Origin of the sequence: Streptomyces sp. DSM 15324, from assembly GCF_001514285.1 — a bacterium.
Classification (GTDB): Bacteria; Actinomycetota; Actinomycetes; order Streptomycetales; family Streptomycetaceae; genus Streptomyces.
This window is the reverse complement of record NZ_KQ949036.1, coordinates 105,799-131,564: the sequence shown is the minus strand read 5'-3', so window position 1 is coordinate 131,564 and position 25,766 is coordinate 105,799. Positions and strand designations below refer to the sequence as shown.

The following is a 25,766-nucleotide window of genomic DNA, read 5'->3' as shown; positions in this document are numbered from 1 at the left end:
AAGGGGGAGGTGCGTTCAAGGAATGAAGAAGCGAGGGCGGGGTACCCGGAAGGGCTAACGCAGCCGCTGGCTGATCACCTTCGACACCCCGTCACCCTGCATGGACACGCCGTACAGCGCGTCGGCGACCTCCATGGTGCGCTTCTGGTGGGTGATCACGATGAGCTGCGAGGACTCCTGGAGCTCCTGCATGATGCGGATCAGCCGCTGCAGGTTGGTGTCGTCGAGCGCGGCCTCGACCTCGTCCATGACGTAGAACGGGCTGGGCCGCGCCTTGAAGATCGAGACCAGCATGGCGACGGCCGTCAGCGACCGCTCCCCGCCGGAGAGCAGGCTGAGCCGCTTGACCTTCTTGCCCGGCGGGCGGGCCTCCACGTCCACGCCGGTGGTCAGCATGTTGTCCGGGTCGGTCAGGATCAGCCGCCCCTCCCCGCCCGGGAAGAGCCGGCCGAAGACGCCCTCGAACTCCCGGGCCGTGTCCCGGAACGCCTCGGTGAAGACCAGCTCGACCCGCTCGTCGACCTCCTTCACCACCTGGAGGAGATCGGCGCGGGTCTTCTTCAGGTCCTCCAGCTGCTCACTGAGGAACTTGTGCCGCTCCTCCAGCGCGGCGAACTCCTCCAGCGCCAGCGGGTTGACCTTGCCGAGCTGCTGGTACGCCCGCTCGGCCGCCTTCAGCCGCTTCTCCTGCTCGGCGCGGCGGAAGGGCACCGGCTGGTTGCGGGGGTGCTCCGGGTCGTCGGGCAGCACCTCGCCCTCGGCGGGCGGCGACGGCGGGACGAGCTGATGGGGCCCGTACTCGGTGACGAGCCCCTCGGGCTCCACGCCCAGCTCCTCCAGCGCCTTGGTCTCCAGCTGCTCGATCCGCATCCGCTTCTCGGCGCCGAGCACCTCACCGCGGTGGACCGAGTCGGTGAGCTTGTCCAGCTCGGCCTTGAGGTCGCGCCCCGCGGTGCGGGCGGCGGCCAGCTCCTGCTCCCCGCGGGCTTTGGCGGCCTCGGCGGCGGCCCGCTCCGCCTGCGCCCGGCCGACGGACACCTCGACGTGCGCGAGCAGCTGGCGGGCGGCCGAGGCGACGGCCCCGGCGACGGCGGCCTCGTGACGCAGCCGGGCGCGCCGCTGTTCGGCACGCGCGCGTGCCTCGCGTTCCGCGCGGGCGGCCCGGTCGAGCGAGTCGGCCCGGCCGGCCAGGCCCTTCACCCGCTCCTCGTGCGTACGGACCTGCAGCCGCGCCTCCATCTCGGTCTGGCGGGCGTTGGCGCCGTCGGCGGCGAGCCGGTCGCGCACCGAGGTGTCGGGCTCCTCCTCGACGGGCATCTCCTCGGCCACGGCCAGCCGTTCGGCGAGTTCCTCGGCCTCTTCCCGGGCGCGGTCGAGGGCGTCCTGGGCGCGGGCGGCGGCCGCCGTGGACCGCTCGGCCTCGCCCGCCGCGCCGCGCGCCTGCCCGGCCAGCCGGCCGAGCTGCTGGGCCACGGCCGACTTCTCCCGGTCGGCGGCCCGGCGCCGCTCCCCCAGTTCCTCCACCTGCGCGGCGCACCGCTTGCGCTGTGCGCCGGCCTCCTGCTGGGCCTCGCCGAGTTCCGCGCAGCGTACGGCCAGTTCTTCGAGCTGTGCCGCCGCCTCGTCCACCGAGGCCTGTACTTCCAGGAGGCTGGGGGCGCCGGCGGAACCGCCGTGGGCGAAGTGGGCGCCCAGCAGGTCGCCTTCGGCGGTGACCGCGGTGAGGTGGGGGTGGGTGCGGACGAGGTGTCCGGCGTCCTCCAGGGTGTCGACCACGACGATGTCGCGGAGGAGGCGGCGTACGGCGGGCATCAGATCGGCAGGGCCGCGGACGAGATCGGCCGCGTGCTGTCGTCGGGCGTCCACGGGTGCGGGGTGGCCGGTCATGCCGTTCCCCGCGCCGGTGAGGGGCGCGTCCGGTGAACCGGCGAGCAGCAGTGCCGCCCGGCCCGCGTCCTGTTTGCGGAGCAGGCGCAGGGCCTCCACGGCCGCGGCCGGGGTGGTGACCGCGATCGCGTCCGCGGCCGCTCCGAAAGCCGCCGCCAGCTGGACCTCGTACCCCGGTGTCACCGTCAGCAGTTCGGCGGCCGGGCCGAGCAGGCCGGTGAGGCGGTCCCGCGCGCCGAGCAGGGCGCCCGTGCCGTCCTTGCGCCGCAGGCCGAGGGCGAGCGCCTCGTGGCGGGCCCTGGTCGCCGCACGTTCGCGTTCCGCCGTGGTGGCCGCCTCGCGGGCCGCGGTGAGGGCGGCCTCGGCCTCGGCCAGCCGGCGTTTCGCCGCCTCGTGCTGCTCGGCGAGTTCGGCGTCGCCCGCGTCGAGGCCGTCGACCTCGGCCTGGAGGGTCTCGTACTCCTCCTGCGCGGCGAACGCCCGCTCCTGCGCCTCGTCCCTGGCCGCGGCCAGCCGGTCGATCTCGGCCTGGGCCGAGGCGGCGCGTGACCGGGCGGCGTTGACCTGGCCGTTCAGCCGGGCGAGGCCCTCCCGGCGGTCGGCGATGGCGCGGGCGACGTCCTTCAGCCGCCGTTCCTCGACGGCGAGTTCGCGTTCGAGGTCGGCGCGATGGGCGACGGTGTCGTCGAGGGCGTGCTGGGCCGCTTCGAGGGCGGCCTCCAGCTCGGCCTCCTGTTCCCGGACCCGGGCGGCCTCGCGCTCCATGTCCCCGGGGTCGCGGCCGCGCCGCTCCTCGGGGGGCGCGGAGGTCGCGCTCTTCACCCGGGCGTCGGCGAGGGAGACCGTGCCGCGGACGCGTTCGGCGAGCTGGGAGAGCTCGTACCAGGTCTGCTGGGCGCGCTGGAGGCGGGGGGAGAGCCGGCGGACCTCGTCCTCCAGGAGCGCCTCGCGCTGGAGGGCCTTGCGCAGCTCCTGCTCGGCGGTCTCCTTGCGTTCCTTGAGGGCGGCCTCGTCGGCCACCTCGGCCCGGAGCGCCTCGCGCATCCGGACGAGGTCGTCGGCGAGGAGGCGCAGGCGGGCGTCCCGGAGGTCCGCCTGGATCACGGCGGCCCGGCGGGCGACCGCCGCCTGGCGGCCCAGCGGTTTGAGCTGGCGGCGCAGTTCGTCGGTGAGGTCCTGCACGCGCGCGAGGTTGGCCTGCATCGCGTCGAGCTTGCGGAGCGCCTTCTCCTTGCGCTTGCGGTGCTTGAGGACGCCCGCCGCCTCCTCGATGAAGGCCCGGCGGCCCATGGGGTCGGCGTGCAGGACGGAGTCGAGCTGGCCCTGGCCGACGATGACGTGCATCTCGCGGCCGATGCCGGAGTCGGAGAGGAGGTCCTGGATGTCGAGGAGGCGGCAGGTGTCGCCGTTGATCTGGTACTCGCTGCCGCCGTTGCGGAACATGATCCGCGTGATGGTGACCTCGGCGTACTCGATGGGCAGGGCCCCGTCGGAGTTGTCGATGGTCAGGGACACCTCGGCGCGGCCCAGCGGGGGGCGGCCGGTGGTGCCGGCGAAGATGACGTCCTCCATCTTGCCGCCGCGCAGCGACTTGGCGCTGTGCTCGCCCATGACCCAGGTGAGCGCGTCCACGACGTTGGACTTGCCCGAGCCGTTGGGCCCGACGACGCACGTGATCCCCGGTTCGAACCGGAGCGTGGTCGCCGAGGCGAACGACTTGAACCCTCGGAGGGTCAGGGCCTTGAGGTGCACGGCGCTGGACTCTACCTTCCGGGGGTGTCTCACTCCATGAACGCCCGGCGACCCCGCGGTTTCGCCCATGAACGCACAGGGCACACCACACGTTAAGAAGACGGAGGGGGCAGGGCGCTGGACGACGGGGACGGGCCCACCGGACGCGGGGGAAACACGGGCGGGACAACGCGGGGGAAAGAAAGAAGGGACGCCGAGGCGTCCCTTGCAACTTCTGACAACTTAGCGGTCCGACGCGCTTGAGACGGGTCGCCCGACCACTGCGTGTGCTGTTGTGGAGCGGTGCAGCGATCAGGTGAGCGCAGGCTCCGCCTGGTGTGCGTCGATGCTCTCCATGAACCTGTCGTGAGAAGCGGCAGCCGTGAGCGCGTCGTTCTCGGCCTGGATTCGTCCGAGCTCGGATTCCAGATCCTGAACGCGCTGCTGGAGCCGTCGCATCTCGGCGAGGAGTCGCGGGTCGGAGCCGCCGACGTAACCGAGAAGCGCCTTTGCCATGATGGATGGTCCTCCACACTGAGTGACCGACCGAAGCGGTGTGGGTCGTGAGGGATTCGCACCCGCGGTCTTGGCTAGATCTTGTTCGTGCTGCCGTTCATCCATGCCAAACAGCTAGGTGCGCGGGGTGCTTTCAGCGTCTCACCAAAAAGTTTGACGGTCAACACGATCACGCCCCGTATTGGCGGGCAACCCACCGGAGCGCGGCCGGAACGGCGGCGCTGCGACGGACGCGGGGCCCGGGAGACGTGGCGATCATCCTTGCCTGCGGAGCATGCCAGCACAAGCGATTCTTGGCAACCACCTGCTCCTTTCCGTCCGGGGCACATGCCACTGGCACATCCCTCCCCCTCGGGCTGCCGCCCGGTGCGGGGTGGTCAGCGGATCGCGAAGCCGTCGTAGCCGCCGCGCGGTGTGTCCCATATCTCGGTGACTCCGTCCACGCGTCCGGGCGTGTCGTCACCCGTGAGCCAGTCCAGCAGGCCGTCACAGCCCTCCTTGGCCCCCTCGGCGACCACCTGGACCCGACCGTCGGCCAAATTGAGAGCAAAGCCACTCAGCCCGCCGATCTCCAGCGCCTTGGCCCGCGTGAACCAGCGGAATCCCACGCCCTGGACGTGTCCGCGGACCCAGGCGACCAGTCGCACATCCTCACTCATGGAGGCAACCTAACCGGGCGATGCCCTTCGGGGCACTTCCTCCCCGGGCGCCATGCGGTACCGTCCCGACCCAATGATTCTCATATGAAACTCACTCGATCGAGTGAGATGGGTTCGCCCAAGATCGTATGAGATGGGTTGACCGAGGGACGAGGAAGGCACAGGCATGGGACGCCACCGACGCTCCGCCGCCGGCCGCGCCGCCACGGGCCGCGCCACGGGGGTCACGAAGACGCACGGCTCGTACACGGACAGCCATGAACCGCAGTACGCGTCCCCGGACGGCCCCGACACGCTCGGCATCGCGCCGTACCTGAACCCGGAGGCGTACGCCGACACCATCGCGAGGAGCAGGGAGTACCTGTACGCGACGGAGGAGGGGTACGGCACCGGCCCCGCGGCCGACGGCTTCACGGCCTACGGCTTCACGGCCGACGGTTTCGCGACCCACGGCTTCACGGCCGACGGCTTCACACCGGACGGCGGTAGGCGGGGCGGGGGCGGCCGCCGCCGCAAGAAGAAGGCGGCCACCCCGGTCAAGGCGGGCCTGCTCGGCGTCTCCGCCGCGGTCGCCCTCGGCACCGTCGCGGTGGCCACGGGCGTGGTGCCCGGCCTGGAGGGCTACCGGCTCGGTGGCGGCACCGGTCCCGGCGACCGGGTGCAGGCCGCCGGCACCCCCGGCAACTCCCACGCCGAACAGGGCGGCACCTCCGGCTCGGCCGACCCCGGCCGCGCCGGCACCTCGGCCGGCCGCGAGGCGGGCCGCTCCGCCTCGGCGCCGGCCTCGACCTCGACCTCGCCCACCCCGTCGGCCTCGAAGTCCTCCGCCTCGAAGTCCTCCGCCTCGGCCGCGCCGAGCGAGACGGCCGAGAAGAAGCCCGAGGTCACCCCCTCGGAGGAACCGCAGACCTCCGCCTCGAAGGCGAAGGCGGTCACCAAGGCGCCCCAGAGGTCCGAGTCCGCCGTGACGGTCTCGGCCGAGGCGCAGGCCGCGGCCGAGGTGTTCGCACTCGTGAACGAGGAGCGGGCCAAGGTCGGCTGCAGCGCCCTCTCCGCGAACAGCGCGCTGTCGGAGCTGGCCGAGAGGTTCAGCGACGACATGGCCGCGCGGGGCTTCTTCGACCACACCGACCCCGACGGGAAGACCCCGTGGGACCGGGCCGCGGCGGCCGGCATATCCAGCCTCGGCGGCGAGAACATAGCCCGCGGCCAGGCCGACGCGGCCGCCGTCATGGAGGCCTGGATGAACAGCCCCGGCCACAGGGCGAACATACTGAACTGCGACTTCAAGACGCTGGGCGTCGGGGTGCACTTCGGGCCCGGCGGCCCCTGGTGGACCCAGGACTTCGGCTACTAGGCCCGCGCCCGCCGAAACGGCGCAGAAACGATCATGCAGCCTGGGCCCGGCCGGCCAGGAAGACCGCGGCGGTCTCGGCGACCCGCCGGCCCAGGTGCTCCGCCGTCGCCACATCGGCCTTGTGGACGGCCTCGGCGCCCTCGTCGACGTTGGTCTGCGCGGCCGCGCCGAGGAACACGCCGAGGCGGTTGAGGTCGTGCTCCGAGGAGTTGCTGCTGTTCCAGCCGGGCAGCAGACCGAGGTTGACCCAGTGCATGCCGAGCTGCGCGGCCAGGATCTGGAAGAACTGGAGCGTGTGCAGTTTGTCGCCGCTCTTGGAACCGGAATTGGTGAAGCCGGCGGCGAGCTTGTCCTTCCAGGCCTGGGTGGCCCAGCGCGCGGAGGTGGCCTCCGCGAAGGCGTGGAAGGCGCCGGAGGCGGTGCCCATGTAGGTCGGTGACCCGAACACGATCGCGTCCGAGCCGTCGAGCAGGCTCCACTGCTCCTCGGTGATCTCGTCGACCTTGATCAGATGCACCTCGGCACCCGCCTCGAGGGCACCGGCGCGGACCGCTTCGGCGAGGACGACGGTGTGGCCGTAGCCGGAGTGGTAGGCGACGGAAACCACGGGCTTGGACATGGGAACTCCTCGAAAGGGCAGCTCGGAGACAGTGACCACAGGAAAGCACTAACTTCTGGTTAGTGCAACCTGTTGGTTAGCGCTGCCGTCACGTACGCTGATGACATGACCAGCACCCAGGAGCGCGCGGAGGACCCGGACCTCCCGTACAACGTGTTCGCCAAGGCCTGTCCCTCGCGCGGCACGCTGGAGCACGTCACGGGCCGCTGGGGCGGTCTCACCCTGGGCGCGCTCCACGAAGGATCGCTGCGCTTCAACGAACTGCGCCGCCGGATCGACGGCGTGAGCGAGAAGATGCTGTCCCAGACGCTGCACGCGCTGGAGCGCGACGGACTGGTGCACCGCGAGGCCCAGCCGTCCAACCCCCCGCGGGTGGACTACGAACTGACCCCGCTCGGCCGCGAGGTCACCGAGCGGCTGCTGACCCTCATCCACTTCGTGGAGGGCCGCATGGACGACGTCCTGGCGGCCCGGGAGCGTTACGACGGGACGCGCGGCACCCTCTGACACCTCGGGCAGAAGTAGCTGGACCGGTTCATCCACGGGCGCCGGCGCATCGGTGTGCCGCACCGCTTGCAGGGCAGCCCCTCGCGCCCATAGGCGTCCAGGGAGCGGTCGAAGTAGCCCGACTCGCCGTTGACGTTGACGTACAGGCTGTCGAAGCTGGTGCCGCCGACGGCGAGGGCCGCGTTCATCACGTCCCGGACGTGTCCGAGGAGTTCCTGGGTGCGGGGCCGGGTGAAGCCGCTCGTCGGGCGCTCGTAGTGCAGACGTGAGCGCCACAGGGCCTCGTCCGCGTAGATGTTGCCGACGCCGCTGATCAGCGACTGGTCGAGCAGCGCCCGCTTGATCGTGGTCCGCTTGCGGCGCAGCGCCTGGTGGAAGGCCTCGTCGTCGAACAGCGGATCGAGGGGGTCGCGGGCGATGTGCCCGATGACGTCGGGCAGCCCGTCGGGGGTGGTGTCGTGCAGCGAGAGGCCGCCGAAGGTGCGCTGGTCGACGAAGCGGAGCTCGGTGGCGAGTGCGTCGGCGAAGCGGACGCGGATGCGCAGGTGCTTCTCGTCGGGGGAACCCTGCGGCTGGACCAGGAGCTGGCCGCTCATCCCGAGGTGGGCGAGGATCGCCTGACCGGTGTCCTCCAGCGGCAGCCAGAGATACTTCCCGCGGCGGCTCGGGGTGCCGATGCGATGGCCTTCGAGCCGGTGTGTGAAGTCGGCGGCGCCGGCGAGGTGACGGCGTACGGCGCGCGGGTGCAGCACCTCGGCGTCGACGACCGTGCGGTGGGCGACCCAGCGCTCCAGACCGCGCCGGACGACCTCGACCTCGGGCAACTCGGGCATGGCGATCCCCCGGATGTGCGGCGCCCGCCCCCCGGGTGGTGAGGGACGGGCGCCGTACTGTCGTGTTCCTATCAGGCGGAGGCGGACTCGGGGTCCGCGCCGGTGTCGGCCTCGACGGCTGCCGCGGCCAGAGCCGCCTGCGCCGCCTTGGCGCGCTCGTCCGCCGCGGCCCGGATGGACCGCCAGGCGGACTCGGCGGCCTGCTGCTCCGCCTCCTTCTTGCTGCGGCCGGTGCCGGTGCCGTACGAGACGCCTCCGACGCGGGCGGCAGCAGTGAAGGTCTTCTCGTGGTCGGGGCCGGTCTCCGTGACCAGGTACTCGGGGACGCCGAGCCCTTCGGTCGCGGTGAGCTCCTGGAGACTGGTCTTCCAGTCCAGGCCGGCACCGAGGTTCGAGGACTTCTCGATGAGCGGGTCGAACAGGCGGTGCACCAGTTCGGAGGCCGCGTCGAGGCCCTGATCGAGATAGACCGCGCCGATCACCGCTTCGAGGGTGTCGGCGAGGATGGACGCCTTGTCCCGGCCGCCCGTGCCCTCTTCACCCCGGCCGAGCCGGATGAAGGAGCCCAGGTCGAGACCACGACCGACCTCCGCCAGCGCACGCGAGTTGACCACCGCGGCCCGCAGCTTGGCCAGCTGGCCCTCGGGCAGATCGGGGTGGGTGCGGTACAGCGTGTCCGTGACGACGAGGCCGAGCACGGAGTCCCCGAGGAACTCCAGCCGCTCGTTCGTCGGCAGACCGCCGTTCTCGTACGCGTAGGAGCGGTGGGTCAGCGCACGCACCAGAAGGGCGGACTCGAGCTGATAGCCGAGCCGCCCTTCCAGAAGCGTGTGGGACGAGGCCGTGTTGTCCGCCTTTTTCTTGGCGGTGGAATCCGCCTTGGCGTCTTCCGCCTTCTTGGGGCTAGACACGGAGCCTCTCACCAGCCGCTCAGACCTCGAGGACCTGGCGCTTGTTGTAGGTGCCGCAAGACGGGCACGCGATGTGCTGCTGCTTGGGCTCGTGGCAGCGCTCGCACGCAACCAGGGTGGGGACCGCAGCCTTCCACTGCGACCGGCGGTGGCGCGTGTTGCTGCGCGACATCTTCCGCTTCGGAACAGCCACGGCTACTTCTCCTGCTTCTCGTCGACGCCCGCTTCCGCGTCAGCGCCGCTCATCTCGTCCTTCTCGCCGTCTTCGAGTGAACCGGCGAGTCCCTGCAGTGCCGCCCAACGGATGTCGACGGCGTCGTGATGGTGGTCCGGGTCGTCCGCCAGCCGGGCTCCGCACTCGGAGCACAGACCGGGACAGTCGTCCTGGCACACCGGCTGCATCGGCAGTGCGAGCACCACCGCATCGCGCAGCACGGGTTCGAGGTCGAACAGGCCGTCCTCGAGGAAGAGCGTGTCCTCGTCGTCCTCAGCGTCGTCGACCGGTTCCGCCTTCACGCGGCCACGGTCGTCGGCGTCGGGGTACGAGAACATCTCCTGGAAGTCCGCTTCGAGAGCGAGCTCGAGCGGCTCCAGACACCTTACGCACTCCCCCTCGGCCCGTGCACGGGCGGTGCCTGTGACGAGCACCCCTTCCATGACCGACTCGAGGCGGAGTTCGAGTTCCACCGGGGCGCCTTCCGGCACTCCGATGACTCCCTGGACGCCGAAGTCCTTGGGAGCGTCGACCGTGCGGGCCAGCCGCTGCAGCGCGCCGGGACGCCGGCCCAGCTCGTGCGTGTCGAACACGAGGGGGTTGCGGTGGTCGAGGCGAGCGTTGGGGGCCATTCCTGCTTTCGGTCTTTCGAACTCTGAGGGCCGCCGCCCTTCGGTGGTGCGGGCAGCGGAGATCGCGGACGTACTCGCGACCGAAGAGCCAGGATACTGGAGCTTTCGCCCACAGCCCAATCCGGGTGGCTCTAGAGGCCGCGGCCCTGTTCGTAGGCGCGCAGCTGCTCCGGAGTGATCATGCCCGTGTCGAAGAGGCTGGTCTCGTCGAGGGCGTAGGACTGCGGGGCCTGCTGGGCCTGCTGGGCCTGCTGGGCCGCCTGGGGCTGGTGGGACTGCTGGTGCGGGTCGTAGCCGGTCTGCTGGGCGTCGTAGCCCTGGTAGGACGCCACCGCGTAGGGGTCCGCCTGCTGGTATCCGTAGGGGTCCGGCTGGGCGTACGTCTGGTCGTAGCCGTACTGGTCCTGCTGCGGGTAGGCGTAGGCGACCGGCTGTTCCTCGTACGACGGCTGCCCCGTCCCCTGTCCGGCCGCGGCCGCGGCCGCGTTGTCCTGCTCGGCGAGGGCCGCGAGGTCGGCGAGGTAGTCGGCGTCGGAGGAGTGCTGGAAGGTCGTGTTGTCGTCGGCGAGCGCCCCGAGGTCGTCGCTGGCGATCCGCCCGTGCAGTTTCTGCCGGCCCTTGCCGACGGCTTCCAGGGTCTTGGTGAGGACGGCCTCGAAGGCGCCCAGCTTGGCGTCGACGTAGGTGTCGGCGTCCCGGCGCAGGGTCTCGGGGTCGTGGCTGCGCTCGGGGGCGTCCTCGTCCTCGTAGCCCTGCTCGTCCAGCCCGGGACCGGTGCCGAGGAGCTTCTCGCGGCCCCGGCCCACCGAGCCGATGGTCTTGGTGAGGACGACCTCGAAGTTGGCGAGCTTGGAGTCGACGTAGTCGTCGGCCTCCGCGCGGACCTCTTCGGCCTCCCGGCGGGCCTCGGCGAGGATCCGGTCGGCCTCGGCCTGGGAACGGCGGGCGATCTCGGTGTCGGAGATCAGCGAGCCGCGCTCGACGTGCGCGGTGGAGATGATCCGGTCGGCCTCCTGGCGGGCCTGCTCGACCATCTGGTCGCGGTCGCCGATCAGCTCCTGGGCCTGGGCGAGCGAGTCGGGCAGGGCCGCGCGCACCTCTTCGAGCAGGGCGAGCAGCTCGGCGCGGTTGACCACGCACGAGGCCGACATGGGCATCGACCGGGCACTGGAGACCGCCGTGACGATCTCGTCGAGCTTCTTCTGTACGTCCACCGGGTGCTCGCCACTCTCTACAGCTGTGTTGGAGACGGACGGGACGACTGTAGCCCCATCAGTCCTTGCGCAGGCGCTCGTTGAGAGCGTCGAGGACGAGCGGCGGGACCAGGTGCGAGACGTCGCCGCCCCAGGTGGCCACTTCCTTGACCAGGGAGGAGGACAGGAAGCTGTAGGTGGGGTTGGTCGGGACGAAGAGCGTCTCGACCCCGGACAGCCCGTTGTTCATCTGGGCCATCTGCAGCTCGTAGTCGAAGTCGCTGACCGCGCGCAGCCCCTTGACGATGGCGGGGATGTCGCGCTGCTTGCAGAAGTCGACGAGCAGGCCGTGGAAGGCCTCGACCCGTACGTTGCCGTACTCGGCGGTGACCTGACGGATCAGGTCGAGCCGCTCGTCGACCTCGAAGAGGCCCTTCTTGGACTTGTTGATCATGACCGCGACGTAGACCTCGTCATAGAGACGGGAGGCGCGGGAAATGATGTCGAGGTGTCCGTTGGTGATCGGGTCGAACGACCCGGGACAGACGGCGCGGCGCACTTGTGATCCCTCGCTCTCCGGTCCGGTCATCGTGCGTCTTCGCACGTAGAGGCGGCGCGACCGTACCAAAACGTTCCCTCGCCGTAACGACGGGCCCGGAGCGCTTCGAAACCGTCCGGCCAGCCGAACTCCCCGCCTCTGGTGCTGCGCTCCACGGTGACGAGCGCCTGGGGCGCGAGCCAGCCGAACGAGCGGAGTGTGAGGAGTATCTCCCGAAGATCGTCGTCCGTGACGGCGTAGGGCGGGTCCAGGAAGACGAGTTCGTACGGCTCCGTGGGCGCCGTCTGGATCACTTGGTGCGCCTTGCCCGCACGGACCTCGGCGCCGGGGAGGGCGAGGTTCCGCACGTTCTCGCGGATCGTGCGGACGGCCTTGGCGTCGGCCTCCACCAGAAGGGTGTGCCCGGCGCCGCGGGAAAGGGCCTCCAGGCCCACGGCGCCGGAGCCGGCGTAGAGGTCCAGGACGCGTTCGCCGTTCAAGGGGCCGCCGAGGAGGGACTGCCAGGTGGAGAACAGGCCCTCTCGCGCGCGGTCCGAGGTGGGGCGGGTTCCGGTGCCCGGGGGTACGGCGAGGCGACGTCCGCCGGCTGCGCCGGCGATCACGCGGGTCATCTTTGGTCCTTGGTCCGGGGTGGTTTCGGATTCAGTCTGGCAGCAGGTACGTCGTGGTTGCTCGCGCAGGTCCCCGCGCCGCTGACCGGAACTGCCCGTCAGCCCTTCTCCAGGTACTGCTCCCTCTCCTCGTCCAGGAGGGCGTCCAGGGCCGTCCGCAGACCGGGAAGTCCCGTCAGCTCCGGATCCGCCGCCACCATCTCCACCGCCTCCTGTCTCGCCTCCGCGATGACCTCCTCGTCCTCGATCACGGCGAGGACCCGCAGGGAGGTGCGGGCGCCGGACTGGGCCTGGCCGAGGACATCGCCCTCGCGGCGCTGTTCGAGGTCGAGGCGGGAGAGCTCGAAGCCGTCGAGGGTGGAGGCGACGGCGTTCAGCCGCTGGCGGGCGGGGCCCGCCTCGGGCGTCTCGGTGACCAGGAGGCAGAGACCGGCGGCGGAGCCCCGGCCGACGCGGCCGCGGAGCTGGTGCAGCTGGGAGACGCCGAACCGGTCGGCGTCCATGATCACCATGACGGTGGCGTTCGGGACGTTGACGCCGACCTCGATGACGGTCGTGGCGACCAGGACGTGAGTCTCCCCGGCGGCGAAGCGGCGCATGACCGCGTCCTTGTCGTCGGGGGGCATACGGCCGTGGAGGACTTCGACGCGCAGGCCGTGCAGAGGGCCCTTGGAGAGCTGGTCGGCCACCTCCAGGACGGCCAGCGGGGGGCGCTTGTCGGCCTCGTCCGCCGCGGGCTTGCGGGCCTTCTTCGGGTCGTCCTCCTCGTCCCCGATGCGGGGGCAGACGACGTACGCCTGATGGCCGTTCTGCACTTCCTCGCGGACCCGTTCCCAGGCGCGGGCCAGGAAGTGGGGTTTGTCGGCGGCGGGGACCACATGGCTGGCGATGGGCGAGCGGCCGGCCGGGAGTTGGTCGAGGACGGAGGTCTCCAGATCGCCGAAGACGGTCATCGCGACGGTGCGCGGGATGGGCGTGGCGGTCATGACGAGGAGGTGTGGGGGCTGCTTGCCCTTGCCGCGCAGGGCGTCGCGCTGTTCGACGCCGAAGCGATGCTGTTCGTCGACCACGACCAGGCCCAGGTCGTGGAACCGGACCTTGTCCTCGATGAGCGCGTGCGTGCCGATGACGATGCCGGCCTCGCCGGTGACCAGGTCGAGCAGGGCCTGGCGGCGGGCGGCGGCGCCCATGGAGCCGGTGAGCAGCACGACCTTGGTCCCCTGCTCGGCACCGCCCAGCAGGCCGCCCTCGGCCAGCTCGCCCATCATCTCCACGATCGAGCGGTGGTGCTGCTGGGCGAGCACCTCGGTGGGCGCCAGCATGGCGGCCTGCCCCCCGGCGTCGACGACGGCGAGCATGGCGCGCAGGGCCACCAGCGTCTTCCCGGAGCCGACCTCGCCCTGGAGCAGGCGGTGCATCGGGTGGGCGGTGGCGAGGTCGTCGAAGATCTCCGCGGAGACCTTCCGCTGGCCCTCCGTGAGGGTGAAGGGGAGGCGGTCGTCGAAGGCCGTGAGGAGGCCGTCGGGGGACGGTCGGCGCGGGACGGCCGGGAGTTGGCCGTCGGCGTGCCGGCGGCGGGCCAGGGCGACCTGGAGGACGAAGGCCTCGTCCCACTTGAGGCGGGCGCGGGCGTCGGCGATGTCGGCCTTGGTGTGGGGGCGGTGGATCTTGAGGAGGGCCTCGGGGAGGGTGACCAGGCCGCGGCCCTCGCGCAGGGCGGGCGGAAGCGGGTCGACGGCCTCCTGGGCGCTGGGCAGGACGGTCTGGATCGCCTTGCCGATCTTCCAGGACTCCAGTTTGGCGGTCGCCGGATAGAGGGGGATCAGGGCGCCCGCCCAGGTCTCCACCGACTCGTCGGTGTCGCCGCGGAGCAGTTCGTACGCCGGATGCATCAGCTGGACACGGCGGTTGAACAGGGAGACCTTGCCGGCGAACATCGCCCGGGTGCCCGGCAGGAGGTCCTTGTGGGGTTTGTGGACGCCGTTGCCGAAGAAGACCAGTTGGACTCGGCCACTGCCGTCGGTGATGGTGACTTCCAGCCGTTGCCCTTTGCCGCGGGGGGCCTTGGCCGAGGCGAAGGAGTGCAGGCGGGCGTCGGCAACCATGGCGACCACCGTGACGTGCTCGTCCATGGGGAGGTCGGCGAGGTGGGTGAGCTGGCCGCGCTCCTCGTATCTGCGGGGATAGTGGTGCAGGAGGTCGCCGACGGTGTGCAGGCCGAGGTGCTCGGCCATCACCTTCGCGGTAGGTGGGCCGAGCACCTTTTTCAGTGGTTCTTCGAGTGCGGGCACGGGATCCATTGCACACCACGCCACTGACATTGCTCGATACGTGTCCTGAAACACCTGGTCAGACGGCTCGTTCGGGCTCTAGGATGACGCGCCTCCGGCCATCATCCGCGGTCACCGCCCCACCGGGACCGCCCGACCCCGCGCCGTGCTCGTCCCCACTTCGCGGCGCTGCAGCGATGGACTCCCAGACCTCACAGTCATCCCAGGCATCACCGTCACCTCACACGTTCCAGGTCGACCTGCGTGGTCTGGTGGACCTGCTGTCCCATCACCTCTACTCCAGCCCCAGGGTCTATCTGCGGGAGCTGCTGCAGAACGCCGTGGACGCCATCACCGCCCGGCGGGCCGAGGAGCCCGGCGCCCCGGCGCGGGTCAGGCTGTACGCCTCGGGCGGGACCCTGCGGGTGGAGGACTCCGGCATCGGGCTCACCGAGGCCGATGTGCACGACCTGCTGGCGACCATCGGGCGCAGCTCCAAGCGGGCGGAGGGCCTCCAGGAGGCGCGGTCCGACTTCCTCGGGCAGTTCGGCATCGGGCTGCTGGCCTGTTTCGTGGTCGCCGAGCGGATCCGGGTGGTCAGCCGCAGTGCCCGTACGCCCGCCGCGCCGCCGGTGGAGTGGACGGCGCGCGACGACGGTTCGTACACCGTGCGGACCCTGCCCCACGACGAGCGGCCCGAGCCGGGCACCACCGTGCAGCTGGTGGCGCGCGCCGGGGCCGGGGAGTGGCTCACCGAGGAGCGTGTGCTGAGGCTGGCGCGGGACTTCGGCTCGCTGCTGCCCTACGACGTCCGGGTGGGCGAGGAGGCGGTCACCGATCTGCCGGCGCCCTGGGACCGGCCGTACCCCTCCCCCGCGAACCGGCGGGTGGCGCTGGCGCGGCACTGCCACGGGTTGTTCGGGTTCACGCCGTTGGACACGATCGATCTGGACGTACCGCTGGCGGGGATCCGCGGGGTGGCGTACGTGCTGCCGGCGGCCGTGAGCCCGGCCCAGCGGGCGGCGCACCGGGTGCACCTGAAGGGCATGCTGCTGACCGAACGGGCCGAACAGCTGCTGCCCGACTGGGCGTTCTTCGTGCGCTGTGTCCTCGACACGGACAGCCTGCGGCCGACGGCCTCGCGCGAGGCGCTGTACGAGGACGAGACGCTGGCCGCCGTGCGGGAGGCGCTCGGGGAGCGGATCCGGTCCTGGTTGACGGGGCTCGCGGCGGGTGATCCGGAGCGGCTCTCGGCGTTCCTGGCCGTGCACCACCTGGGGGTGAAGTCGCTGGCCCGGCACGATGCGGAGATGCTGCGGACCATGTTGCCGTGGCTGCCGTTCGAGACGAGCGACGGGCCGCTGTCGCTGGAGGAGTTCGCGCAGCGGCACCCGGTGGTGCACTTCACGCGGACGGTGGAGGAGTACCGGCAGGTGGCGCCGATCGCGGCCGCGCAGGGCGTCGGTGTGGTCAACGGCGGTTACACGTACGACAGCGAGCTGGTCGAGGCGCTGCCGTCGGTACGGCCGGGGACGGTGGTCGCCGAGCTGGACGCGGACACGGTGACGGCGCACCTGGACGCGGTGGACCCGGCGGAGGAGCTGGCGCTGGCGGGGTTCATGGCGGCCGCGCGGGCGAAGCTGGACCCGTTGGGCTGCGACGTCGTCCTGCGGGCGTTCCATCCGCTGTCCGTGCCCGCGCTGCACCTGGACGACCGGGCGGCACGGCACGAACAGGCGCGGGCGGAGGCCGAGGCGCAGGCGGACGATCTGTGGGCGGGCATCCTGGGCTCGCTGCGCGGCGGCGCCCCACGCGCGCGTCTGGTGCTGAACCATCTGAACCCGCTGATCCGGCGGATCAGTTCGCTGCGGGAGGCGGAACTGATCGGCACCGCCGCGGAGTCCCTGTACGGGCAGGCGCTGCTGATGGCGCAGCGGCCGCTCAGGCCCGCGGACTCGGCCTTGTTGAACCGGGCGTTCATCGGCCTTCTGGAATGGGCCACGCACGGGGGGTCCGCACACGGGGGTCCGCACACGGGGAGGACGACCACCGATGAGTGAGATCAGGGACTTCGATGCGCTCCGCCGGGCGATGGCGGAGAACGGCGAGCAGCCGGAGGGGCCGGCGCGCAACGCGCGTGCGGAGCAGTTGCTGGCGGAGGCCGAGAAGCTGAACATCCCGCTGGCGGTGATCGAGGCGCTCGGGCACCAGCTGAAGGTCTACAACTACAGCTCCGAGAAGGACAAGATGTTCGTCCCGTTCGCGCGGCTGCTGCGCCTGTGGGACGAGCGGCCCGGGGACTTCGACGACCACGAGACGCATGCGCTGCACTGGGTCTTCAAGTGGATGTCGGCCGGGATGCTCGACCAGCCGCACGTCCCGCTGGCGTCCGTGGAGAAGTGGCTGGGCGAGATGGAGCACCGCTACCGGCTCGCCGGGCACTCGGAGCGGGCGGTGCGCAGTGCCGAGTTCAGTGTGGCCGCGCACGTGGGGGACGTCCCGCGTGCGGAGCGGGCGTTCGCCGCGTGGCTGGCCGCGGACCGGGACGCGATGGCGGACTGTCACGCGTGCGAGCTGCACGGCCAGGGCTGGTGGCAGGCGGAGCGGGGCCGGGACGAGGAGGCGCTGCGGGTGTGGGCGCCGGTCCTGGAGGGCGAGTACGCCTGTGCGCACGAGCCGCACACGGTGCTGGCCTCGTCGCTGGTGCCGCTGCTGCGGCTGGGGCGGCTGGAGGAGGCGCGCGCCCACCATCTGCGGGGCTTCCGGCTGGTGCGGCCGATGGAGAGCATGCGGGGCGCGTACGCCGATCACGTCGAGTTCTGCGCCCTGACGGGGAACGAGGCACGGGGGCTCGAGCTGCTGGCGGAGCGGCCGGCGTACTTCACGGACGACGGGCATCCGCGCAGCAAGCTGGACTTCCTGTGTGTCGTGGTGCTGCTGACGGAGCGGCTGGCGGAACTCGGTCTGGGCGGGCAGCGGGTGCCCGGTCCGGCCGGGCGGGAGTGGACGGCCGGTGAACTGGCCGCCCACGCGCGCGCGGAGGCGCTGGAGCTGGCGGCGCGGTTCGACGAGCGCAACGGCACGGCGTACGTCGGTGAGCGGGCGCGGGCGCGGATGGCGCAGCGTCCGCTGGTGGAGCGGCTGCCGCTGGGGGTGCGTGCGGTGCGGCCGGTCGCGGTGGGCGCGCCGGCGCCGGCCGAGGCGGCGGAGCCGGTGGGGTCCGGTCTGCCCGAGCTGCTCGCCGAGGCGCGGCGGTTGTCGGACACGCTGCGGCCCGAGGCCGTGGAGGCGTGGGCGGCGGTCGCGGAGGCCGCGGAGGGGGTCGTGCTGGACGCGCGCGACCGCGCGGAGATCGCCGAGCACGAGGCGATCGCGCTGGGCCCGCGGGGTGCGGAAACGTTCGAGCGGGCCGCGGGGCTGTACGCGGAGGCGGAGGACCCCGGGGAGGCGCTGGCGGCACGCGCGCGTGGGGCGTACGTCCGTGCGCTCGCCGGTGAGGACGTCGACGAGGCGCTCGCGGCGGTGGCGGGGCCGTACGACGACGTGCTCGCGCTGTACGCCGAGGGCGGCACGCAGGTGCGGCAGGCGGCCGGGGTGCTGATGGCGCGGGCGCGGATCCTGATGCGGCGGGTCCACGAGGCCGACGGGCCGATGGCGGAGACGGTGCTGGGGGAGGCGGAGGCGGCCGTACGGGAGCTGCTCGCGCTGGTCGAGGGCCGCACCGGGGACGACGTCCGGCTGACGGCGCGGCTCGCCGAGGGGCACGCGATGCTCGGGGAGCTGGCCACGCACTCCGGGGACGTCGAGGCGGGCGCGCGGTTGTTCGCGCGGGCCGCCGCGGAGTTCACCGGGGCGGGGCTGCCGTGGTTCGCCTGTGAGTACGAGGCCCGGCTGGCGGGTCTCGCGCACCATCTGGGCGACATGGCGGAGGCGGAGCGGGCGCTGCGGGCGGCCCTGGAGCACGGCGGGCCCGTGCTGGAGCCGGTCGGGCGGGCCCAGCTGCATCTGCAGCTCGCCGAGGTGGTCGGGGAGCGGGGGCAGGCGGAGGAGGCCGCGGAGCACGCCCTGGAGGCGGCGCACTGGGCCGACGAGGCGGGCGAGGGCCCGACGCTCGGTGCCTGGGCGCGGCACCAGCTCGGCGGGTATCTGGTCCGGCTCGGGCGCTGGGCGGAGGCCGCGGAGGTGCTGGAGTCGGCGCTGGCGGATCTGCGGGAGGAGACGCACGGTGACGGGGCGGTCGTCCAGACGCAGTGGTGGCTGGGTGACTGTCTGAGCGAGCTGGGCGAGCACCGGGACGCCGCCGAGCGCCGGCTCCAGGCGGCGGAGATCGCCCGGCACTGGCCCGAGCAGCACGACCACGCGACGCTCGCGCATCTGGCCGCCGAGTCCCTGGGCCAGGCGGGGCTGCACGAGGAGGCGGACCGGGCGTACGCGCGCGCGGGGGAGCTGTGGCGTGCTCTGGGCCATGTGCACGGGCTGGTGCGTGCGCTGCGCGCCCGCGCGTGGCTGGCGCTGCGCACCGAGGACGGGACGGAGGGGGCGCGGGCGCTGATGGCCGGCGCGGTGGAGGAGTGCGTGGACGCGCTCGCCGCGGCGCAGGACGACGAGGAGGCGCGGCTGCGGCTGGTCGCCGAACTCGGGCACACCCACCGTCAGTTCGGCGATCTGCTGGCCCGCTCGGCGGCGGAGGACGCGGACGACGACTCGATCCGGGGCGCCCTGGAGGAGGCGTTGTCGCAGATGGCCGAGGCGGTGGCGGTGTTCGTCGCGCTGGACGGCGACGCGGTGCACGCGCGGACCGGGGCGGAGCTGGCCGCGGGCTGGCTGGAGGCCGATCTGGGGCGGCCGGCGGAGGCGGCGGCACGCGCGCGTGCGGTGCTGCGGGCCTACGCGCGGGCGGACGACGACGAGACCGGGGAGGGCGACGGCCGGGGGCACGAGGACGGGACGGTGGCGGGCCGGCGGGCCGAGGCGGAGCAGCTGTTGCAGGTGGCGCTGGAGCAGGGCGACGAGTCCGGCGCGTAGCGGTTACTCGACGCCGATCAGCAGCAGCGCGCCCTGCCGTCCGCCGCGGTAGACGACCGTGTCGACGGCGAGGTAGGCCTCCCGCACCCGGCTCTCCAGGTGGTCGGCGATGTCTTCGGGGGCGTCGTCGCCGAGCACCAGGGTGACCAGCTCGCCGCCCGCCGAGAGCATGCGGTCGAGGGTCCTCTCGGCGGTGGCGGTGACGTCGGCGCCGATGACGGCGACGTCGCCGTCGATGAGCCCGAGGACGTCCCCGGCCTGGCAGATGCCGGCCATCGTCCACGACTGGCGTTCGGCGACGGCGACCTCCGCGTAGCGGGTGGCGCCGGCCGCGGAGGTCATGGAGACGACGTCCTCGTCGAAGCGGCGGTCCGCTTCGTGGACGGCGAGCGCGGCGATGCCCTGGACCGCGGAGCGGGTGGGGATCAGGGCCACCCGGATGCCTTCCGAGCGGGCCTGTTCGGCGGCCGCGGCGGCGGTGTGGCGCAGCTCGGCGTCGTTGGGCAGCAGGACGACCTCGCGCGCGTGGGCCCGTCGTACGGCCTCCACCAGTTCCCCGCTGGCGGGCGGCTCCCCGGGACGGGCGAGGACGGTGGTCGCGCCGGCCTCGGTGTACAGCCCGGCCAGGCCCTCGCCGGGCACGACGGCGACGACGGCCCGCTGGACGCGCTCGCGGACCAGGCGTTCGCCCCCGCGCGCGTGGGCGTCACCGGCGCCGAAGTGGGTGATGCGGATGCGGTACGGCCGTCCGGCCTCGACGCCGGCCTCGACGGCGGCGCCCGCGTCGTCCACGTGGACGTGGACGTTCCACAGGCCGTCGCCGCCGACCACGACCAGGGAGTCCCCGAGGGCGTCCAGCCGCTGCCGGAGCCGGGCGACGGCCGGCTCCTCGGCCTCCAGGAGGTAGATCACCTCGAAGGCGGGGCCGTCCGCGCCGCCCGGTGCGTCGGCGCAGTCCGCGGTGGCCGCCTGTGGACCGGCCTCCTCCCGCGCGGGCGTCCCGCCCGCGGGGAGCGCCGGTGAGAGGACCGGCGCCTCGCCCGTGAACGTCTCCACCAGGGCCGCGAGGACGGCGACCAGCCCCCGTCCGCCGGCGTCGACCACCCCGGCGTGCTCCAGGACGGTGAGCTGGGCCGGGGTCGCGGCCAGGGCCGCGCACGCCCCCCGGTAGGCGGCACGGGCGACGGTCCCGCAGTCGCCCCCGCTGCCCTCGGCGGCGTCGGCGGCGGCCGAGGCGACGGACAGGACCGTGCCCTCGACGGGGTGGACGACGGCCTGGCGGGCGGAGTCGGCGGCGCGCCGCAGGGCCAGCCGCAGCCGGTCCGCGTCGGTGTGAGAGGTCTCACCTTCGTCGGCGAGGACCTGGGCCATGCCGCGCAGGAGCTGGGCGAGGATCGTCCCCGAGTTCCCGCGCGCCCCTATGAGCGCGCCGTGCGCCATCGCGTGCGCGGCGTCGGCGAGGGACGGACTGCGCACGGCCGCCGGAGCGGTCTCGTACCCCGCGAACACGGCCTCCACGGCGGTCGTGGCGGACTCGACGGTCAGATAGAGGTTGGTGCCGGTGTCGCCGTCCGCGACGGGGTAGACGTTGATCGCGTCGATCTCCTCGCGCGCGCGGCCCAGCGCCGTGAGCGCGAGCGAGCACCAGGTGCGCACCGCGAGAGCATCGAAGAATGTCTGCGGCACCTGCGCCACCTGCGCCTCCCTGAGCTGCTGGACTGCACGCAGCGTAGAGCAGCCGTGGTAGTTTCGTTCTACTGGCGCAGTCGTTGTATGCTGCTCCGGTTGCCCGATCCGATCGGGCCATTCCCCTGGCTACGCCACCAAGATCTCTGATCCTGTGATCTCGATCCCGGCATGCCGGGATCCACCGTAAGTGCATCTGAAGTCTTTGGAGTGACCCGTGGCTGCCAACTGCGACGTCTGCGGCAAGGGGCCGGGCTTCGGCAACAACATCTCGCACTCGCACCGCCGTACGTCCCGCCGCTGGAACCCGAACATCCAGCGTGTGCGTACCGTGGTCGGCGGGACGCCGAAGCGCGTGAACGCCTGCACCTCGTGCATCAAGGCCGGCAAGGTCTCGCGCTGACGCACTGCTGAGTGCGCGGCCACTGCTGGTTCGCCGCAACGAGCCGGTCCACCTCGTGTGGGCCGGCTTCTTGCTGTGCCCGTGCGGCCTAGGTCGCGCGGCGGGTGAGGGACCAGGCGTGGTCGACGGGGCCGATGCCGGCGCCGAGCGGGAAACCGGCGGCGATCGCGCCCGTGACGAACCGCTTGGCGGCCGTCACGGCCTCCGGCACGGACCGGCCGCGGGCGAGGTGGGAGGCGATCGCGGAGGCGAGGGTGCAGCCCGTGCCGTGCGTGTGCCGGTTGTCGTGGCGCGGCGCGCGCAGCCAGTGCTCCTCGGTGCCGTCGGTCAGCAGGTCCACGGCGTCGCCGGGGAGGTGGCCGCCCTTGATCAGCACCCAGCGCGGTCCGTACGCCAGGACGGCCGCCGCGGCCTCCTTCAGCTGCTCCTCGGACTCGACGCGGACCCCGGTGAGTTGGGCGACCTCGTCGAGGTTGGGCGTGGCGACGGTCGCCACCGGGAGCAGCCGGGTCCGTACGGAGTCCAGGGCGGACGCGGCGAGCAGGGGGTCCCCGTGCTTGGAGACGCCCACCGGGTCCACGACGGCCGGTGCGTCGGTGCCGGCGATGAGGGCCGCCACGGTGTCGACGAGTTCGGCGGAGGCGAGCATGCCGGTCTTCACGGCCTGGACGCCGATGTCGTCCACGACGCTGCGGTACTGGGCGCGCACCGCCTCGGCGGGCAACTCCCAGGCGCCCTGCACTCCGACGGAGTTCTGCGCGGTGACGGCGGTGAGGACGCTCATGCCGTGCACGCCGAGCGCGAGCATGGTCTTCAGGTCGGCCTGGATGCCGGCGCCGCCGCCGGAGTCGGAGCCGGCCACCGTGAGGACGCGCGGTCGCACCGTCCTCACGCTCCTTCTATGTCCCCGAAGTGGTCCCAGCCGCCCTGCCGGGTCCAGGGTGCCCCGTCGACGGTCACCTGGGGCAGCGCGGAGGGGTTGAGGACCTCGCCGATCACCTTCCAGCGGGCGGGCAGCTTCACGTCCGGCGGGAAGGTCGCCACGATCGCGTGGTCCTCTCCCCCGGTCAGCACCCACTGGATGGGGTCCACGCCGACGGCCGACCCGATGTCGTTCATCTGGGTGGGGATGTCGATGGCGCCGGAACGGATGTCGATGCGGACCTTGCTGGCCTCGGCGATGTGCCCGAGGTCGGCGATCAGTCCGTCGCTGACGTCGCACATCGCGGTCGCGCCGAGGGCCGCCGCGGCCGGGCCCGCGTGGTACGGCGGTTCGGGGCGGCGGTGGGCCTCGACGAAGGCGCGGGGGGAGCGGAAGCCGCGGGAGAGGACCGCGTACCCGGCGGCGGACCAGCCGAGCCAGCCGGTCACCGCGACCAGGTCTCCGGGCTGGGCTCCCCCCCGGGTGACCGGCTCCTGGTTGCGCAGATCGCCGAGCGCGGTGATCGACACCATGATCATGTCGCCCCGTACGACATCGCCGCCGACCACGGAGGCGCCCGCCACCTGGCACTCGTCGCGGATGCCGTCCATCAGCTCGCTCGGCCAGGTCACCGGCAGCTCGGCGGGCACGACGAGGCCGAGCAGCAGCGCGGTCGGCACCGCGCCCATCGCGGCGATGTCGGCCAGGTTCTGGGCGGCGGCCTTGCGGCCGACGTCGTAGGCCGTGGACCAGTCCCGGCGGAAGTGCCGGCCCTCCAGCAGGATGTCGGTGCTGGCCACGACTCGGCGGTCGGGCGCGGCCACCACCGCGGCGTCGTCGCCGGGGCCGACCCGCACCGCGGAGGTGGTGGTGAGACGGGAGGTGAGCTCCCTGATGAGCCCGAACTCCCCGAGCTCACCAACAGTGCCCTTCATTTCCCTTTCGCCCCTTCTGTCCCTGTCCGTGCCCGGTCGCGCAGCACCAGTGTCCTCGATACGGTCGAGGGGGCCGAGACGGCCCGCCCTACCGGGACGGCCGACGTGACCGTCAACCTCTGCCATCCCTGCACCCCGGCACGGGGGCCGTGCGTCCCGCGGGTCTCCCCGTGGCACGCGGCGACGCGATACCGTGGCGTTCCTTTTCCCCACATGATCCTCGTGGCCGCCCTGGAGGTTCCGTGGTACAGGCGTACATCCTGATCCAGACGGAGGTCGGCAAAGCGTCGACCGTCGCCGAGGAGATCAGCAAGATTCCTGGGGTCGTCCAGGCCGAGGACGTGACGGGTCCGTACGACGTGATCGTGCGGGCCCAAGCCGACACGGTCGACGACCTCGGCAGACTGGTGGTCGCCAAGGTCCAGCAGGTGGACGGGATCACCCGCACCCTGACCTGTCCGGTCGTGCATCTGTAGCCCCCGTCTACCCTTGGCCGGTGAACCTTTTCCGTCACCGGCCCGGTGGTCTGCCCGCCCGCCTGCCCGCGCTCGTTCTGCTCTGCGCCGCCGTGGGCTGCTCCTCGGCAGACGGCGGCACGTCGGCGGCGGTTCCCCGTCCCACGGCGAAGACCGTGAAGCTGTGCCGCGACCTGGACGAGGCACTGCCGTCGAAGGTGGACGGCCGGGGCCGCCGGGATCCCGAGCCCGCCTCCGCACTGACCGCGGGCTGGGGGGACCCGGCGATCATACTGCGCTGCGGTGTGGAACGGCCGCCGAAGATGGTGGACCCGAAGGTGGCGCAGGGCCAGGACGCGGACGCGGTGGCCGGCGGCGTGAACGGGGTCGACTGGCTGATGGAGAAGCGGGACGGCGGGGGGTACCGCTTCACCACGGCCGGCCGTCTCGCCTATGTCGAGGTGACGGTGCCGAAGGACGCGGACAGCTCTTCGGTGCTGATCGACCTGGCGTCGGCGATCAAGAAGCAGGTGCCGAAAGGGATCGCCGACTGAGCGCCGTGAGGGGCGCGGTCGCGCGGCGGGGGCGGGCGGTGCGGGGTCGCTCGCGCAGCTCCCCGCACCCCTTGCGGTGGACTACCTGAGCCCCGTGGAGCGGCGCAGCGCCGCCTGGATCAGCCGGTCGACCAGTTCCTCGTAGCCGATGCCCGTCGCCTGCCACATCGCCGGGTACATCGAGATCGGGGTGAAGCCCGGCATGGTGTTGATCTCGTTGATGACGAAGTCGCCCTCCTCCGTGAGGAAGAAGTCCGCGCGGACCAGGCCCTCGCAGGAGGCCGCCTCGAAGGCGTCCACGGCGAGCCGGCGGACCTCGGCGGTCTCCTCCGGGGTGAGCGGCGCCGGGACGATGCCGGGCGTGGAGTCGATGTACTTCGCCTCGAAGTCGTAGTACGCGTGCGCGTCCGGCGGCGGGATCTCGGCCGGGACGGAGGCCCGCGGGCCGTCCTCGAACTCCAGGACCCCGCACTCGATCTCCCGGCCCCGTACGGCCGCCTCGACCAGGATCTTCGGGTCGTGGCGCTGCGCCTCGGCGATCGCCTCGTCCAGGCCGGACAGGTCGTCGACCTTGGTGATGCCGATCGACGAACCCGCGCGCGCGGGCTTCACGAACAGCGGCCAGCCGTGCTCGCCGGCGAAGTCCACGATCTTCTTGCGGGCGGCGGACTCGTCCCGCTCCCACTCGCGGGGCCGGATCACCACGTACGGGCCGACCTTGAGCCCGAAGGAGGTGAACACCCGCTTCATGTACTCCTTGTCCTGGCCGACGGCCGAGGCGAGCACGCCCGAGCCGACGTACGGGACACCGGAGAGTTCCAGCAGACCCTGGAGGGTGCCGTCCTCGCCGTAGGGGCCGTGCAGCACGGGGAAGACCACGTCGACCTCGCCGAGCGCCTTGGGCACCGATCCCGGTTCGCTGTAGACGACTTCGCGGTTGGCCGGGTCGACGGGGAGCACCACGCCGCCCTCCTGCGACTCGGCGAGCGCCTCGATGTCGGGCGTACGGCGGTCGGTGATCGCCATGCGCTCGGGGTCGTCGGCGATGAGGGCCCAGCGCCCGTCCCGGGTGATGCCGATCGGCAGGACCTCGTACTTGGTCCGGTCGATGGCCTTCAGGACGGCGCCGGCGGTGACCACGGAGATCCCGTGTTCGGAGCTGCGGCCACCGGACACGACGGCCACCCGCGGCTTGCGCGGGGGCTGCTCGGGGTTCTGGGGGAGGTTCTCGGTGCTCATATCGGCTTGAGAGTACCCGGTGGTAGGGCCGGGAGTCAGCGGCCACCC

23 protein-coding genes are annotated in these 25,766 nt (G+C 72.4%); 7 read left to right on the top strand and 16 right to left on the bottom strand.

Annotation, left to right across the window (positions count from 1 at the left end; all coding sequences use genetic code 11):
• Positions 1 to 54: 54 nt before the first annotated feature.
• The 3 genes from smc to AQJ58_RS34540 all read right to left on the bottom strand — a co-directional run bounded on the left by smc (position 55) and on the right by AQJ58_RS34540 (position 4,793).
• The gene (gene smc, locus AQJ58_RS34550; RefSeq protein ID WP_067257407.1) at positions 55 to 3,639 is read right to left on the bottom strand and encodes a chromosome segregation protein SMC; all 3,585 of its coding nucleotides are present in this window, start codon (positions 3,637 to 3,639) and stop codon (positions 55 to 57) included.
• Between the two features lie 291 nt (positions 3,640 to 3,930).
• The gene (locus AQJ58_RS34545) at positions 3,931 to 4,134 is read right to left on the bottom strand and encodes a hypothetical protein (protein ID WP_030793895.1); all 204 of its coding nucleotides are present in this window, start codon (positions 4,132 to 4,134) and stop codon (positions 3,931 to 3,933) included.
• 377 nt (positions 4,135 to 4,511) lie between these two features.
• Entirely contained in the window at positions 4,512 to 4,793 is a 282-nt protein-coding gene (locus AQJ58_RS34540; protein ID WP_067257404.1) for an acylphosphatase, read from the bottom strand.
• Between the two features lie 166 nt (positions 4,794 to 4,959).
• On the opposite strand from AQJ58_RS34540, the gene AQJ58_RS34535 reads away from it, so the two are divergent.
• Positions 4,960 to 6,150, top strand: a complete 1,191-nt coding sequence (locus tag AQJ58_RS34535) for a CAP domain-containing protein (protein WP_067257402.1) — start codon at positions 4,960 to 4,962, stop codon at positions 6,148 to 6,150.
• A 31-nt stretch (positions 6,151 to 6,181) separates the two neighbouring features.
• Here the strand turns inward: AQJ58_RS34535 and AQJ58_RS34530 are convergent, their stop codons facing one another.
• Positions 6,182 to 6,769, bottom strand: a complete 588-nt coding sequence (locus AQJ58_RS34530; RefSeq protein ID WP_067257399.1) for a flavodoxin family protein — start codon at positions 6,767 to 6,769, stop codon at positions 6,182 to 6,184.
• Between the two features lie 105 nt (positions 6,770 to 6,874).
• On the opposite strand from AQJ58_RS34530, the gene AQJ58_RS34525 reads away from it, so the two are divergent.
• Positions 6,875 to 7,276 carry a winged helix-turn-helix transcriptional regulator gene (locus AQJ58_RS34525; RefSeq protein WP_067257396.1) on the top strand — a complete coding sequence of 134 codons (402 nt, stop codon included), beginning with the start codon at positions 6,875 to 6,877 and terminating at the stop codon, positions 7,274 to 7,276.
• Here the strand turns inward: AQJ58_RS34525 and mutM are convergent.
• The 8 genes from mutM to recG all read right to left on the bottom strand — a co-directional run bounded on the left by mutM (position 7,249) and on the right by recG (position 14,529).
• Positions 7,249 to 8,109 (bottom strand): bifunctional DNA-formamidopyrimidine glycosylase/DNA-(apurinic or apyrimidinic site) lyase, encoded by an 861-nt coding sequence (gene mutM / locus AQJ58_RS34520; RefSeq protein WP_067257394.1) that lies wholly within the window; start codon positions 8,107 to 8,109, stop codon positions 7,249 to 7,251. The two genes, AQJ58_RS34525 and mutM, sit on opposite strands and share 28 nt — an antisense overlap.
• A 71-nt stretch (positions 8,110 to 8,180) precedes the next feature.
• Positions 8,181 to 9,032: a ribonuclease III gene (gene rnc / locus AQJ58_RS34515; RefSeq protein ID WP_067257391.1), complete on the bottom strand. Its 852-nt coding sequence runs from the start codon at positions 9,030 to 9,032 to the stop codon at positions 8,181 to 8,183.
• Between the two features lie 7 nt (positions 9,033 to 9,039).
• Positions 9,040 to 9,213 (bottom strand): 50S ribosomal protein L32, encoded by a 174-nt coding sequence (gene rpmF, locus AQJ58_RS34510; RefSeq protein ID WP_003951102.1) that lies wholly within the window; start codon positions 9,211 to 9,213, stop codon positions 9,040 to 9,042.
• A 2-nt stretch (positions 9,214 to 9,215) separates the two neighbouring features.
• On the bottom strand, positions 9,216 to 9,866 hold the full coding sequence (locus AQJ58_RS34505; protein WP_067257389.1) for a YceD family protein: 651 nt from the start codon (positions 9,864 to 9,866) through the stop codon (positions 9,216 to 9,218).
• Between the two features lie 131 nt (positions 9,867 to 9,997).
• The gene (locus AQJ58_RS34500) at positions 9,998 to 11,080 is read right to left on the bottom strand and encodes a F0F1 ATP synthase subunit B (RefSeq protein WP_067257386.1); all 1,083 of its coding nucleotides are present in this window, start codon (positions 11,078 to 11,080) and stop codon (positions 9,998 to 10,000) included.
• 58 nt (positions 11,081 to 11,138) lie between these two features.
• Entirely contained in the window at positions 11,139 to 11,618 is a 480-nt protein-coding gene (gene coaD, locus AQJ58_RS34495; protein WP_067257385.1) for a pantetheine-phosphate adenylyltransferase, read from the bottom strand.
• A 26-nt stretch (positions 11,619 to 11,644) separates the two neighbouring features.
• Positions 11,645 to 12,229, bottom strand: coding sequence for a 16S rRNA (guanine(966)-N(2))-methyltransferase RsmD (gene rsmD, locus AQJ58_RS34490; protein WP_067257382.1), 585 nt, complete (start codon positions 12,227 to 12,229; stop codon positions 11,645 to 11,647).
• Between the two features lie 98 nt (positions 12,230 to 12,327).
• On the bottom strand, positions 12,328 to 14,529 hold the full coding sequence (gene recG / locus AQJ58_RS34485; protein ID WP_067257379.1) for an ATP-dependent DNA helicase RecG: 2,202 nt from the start codon (positions 14,527 to 14,529) through the stop codon (positions 12,328 to 12,330).
• Between the two features lie 167 nt (positions 14,530 to 14,696).
• Here recG and AQJ58_RS34480 point away from each other — a divergent pair, with 167 nt between their 5' ends.
• Both AQJ58_RS34480 and AQJ58_RS34475 read left to right on the top strand, forming a co-directional pair.
• On the top strand, positions 14,697 to 16,559 hold the full coding sequence (locus AQJ58_RS34480) for an HSP90 family protein (RefSeq protein ID WP_067257376.1): 1,863 nt from the start codon (positions 14,697 to 14,699) through the stop codon (positions 16,557 to 16,559).
• Positions 16,552 to 19,524, top strand: a complete 2,973-nt coding sequence (locus tag AQJ58_RS34475) for a methyl-accepting chemotaxis protein (protein ID WP_067257374.1) — start codon at positions 16,552 to 16,554, stop codon at positions 19,522 to 19,524. Before AQJ58_RS34480 ends, AQJ58_RS34475 begins: the two co-directional genes overlap by 8 nt.
• Positions 19,525 to 19,527: 3 nt before the next feature.
• On the opposite strand, the gene AQJ58_RS34470 is transcribed toward AQJ58_RS34475, so the two are convergent.
• Positions 19,528 to 21,219: a DAK2 domain-containing protein gene (locus tag AQJ58_RS34470; RefSeq protein WP_067257372.1), complete on the bottom strand. Its 1,692-nt coding sequence runs from the start codon at positions 21,217 to 21,219 to the stop codon at positions 19,528 to 19,530.
• Between the two features lie 208 nt (positions 21,220 to 21,427).
• Here AQJ58_RS34470 and rpmB point away from each other — a divergent pair, with 208 nt between their 5' ends.
• The gene (gene rpmB, locus AQJ58_RS34465) at positions 21,428 to 21,613 is read left to right on the top strand and encodes a 50S ribosomal protein L28 (RefSeq protein ID WP_003993230.1); all 186 of its coding nucleotides are present in this window, start codon (positions 21,428 to 21,430) and stop codon (positions 21,611 to 21,613) included.
• Positions 21,614 to 21,701: 88 nt separating this feature from the next.
• Here the strand turns inward: rpmB and thiD are convergent, their stop codons facing one another.
• Together thiD and AQJ58_RS34455 are read right to left on the bottom strand one after the other, a co-directional pair.
• Complete coding sequence (thiD, locus tag AQJ58_RS34460) at positions 21,702 to 22,496, bottom strand: bifunctional hydroxymethylpyrimidine kinase/phosphomethylpyrimidine kinase (RefSeq protein WP_107122227.1); 795 nt, start codon at positions 22,494 to 22,496, stop codon at positions 21,702 to 21,704.
• A 5-nt stretch (positions 22,497 to 22,501) separates the two neighbouring features.
• Complete coding sequence (locus AQJ58_RS34455; protein ID WP_067257369.1) at positions 22,502 to 23,470, bottom strand: thiamine-phosphate kinase; 969 nt, start codon at positions 23,468 to 23,470, stop codon at positions 22,502 to 22,504.
• Positions 23,471 to 23,712: 242 nt separating this feature from the next.
• Here AQJ58_RS34455 and AQJ58_RS34450 point away from each other — a divergent pair, with 242 nt between their 5' ends.
• Positions 23,713 to 23,946, top strand: coding sequence for an Lrp/AsnC family transcriptional regulator (locus AQJ58_RS34450; RefSeq protein ID WP_030793842.1), 234 nt, complete (start codon positions 23,713 to 23,715; stop codon positions 23,944 to 23,946).
• Between the two features lie 20 nt (positions 23,947 to 23,966).
• On the top strand, positions 23,967 to 24,479 hold the full coding sequence (locus AQJ58_RS34445; protein ID WP_067257367.1) for a DUF3515 domain-containing protein: 513 nt from the start codon (positions 23,967 to 23,969) through the stop codon (positions 24,477 to 24,479).
• Positions 24,480 to 24,560: 81 nt separating this feature from the next.
• On the opposite strand, the gene AQJ58_RS34440 is transcribed toward AQJ58_RS34445, so the two are convergent.
• The gene (locus AQJ58_RS34440) at positions 24,561 to 25,718 is read right to left on the bottom strand and encodes a D-alanine--D-alanine ligase family protein (RefSeq protein WP_067257365.1); all 1,158 of its coding nucleotides are present in this window, start codon (positions 25,716 to 25,718) and stop codon (positions 24,561 to 24,563) included.
• Positions 25,719 to 25,766: the final 48 nt, after the last annotated feature.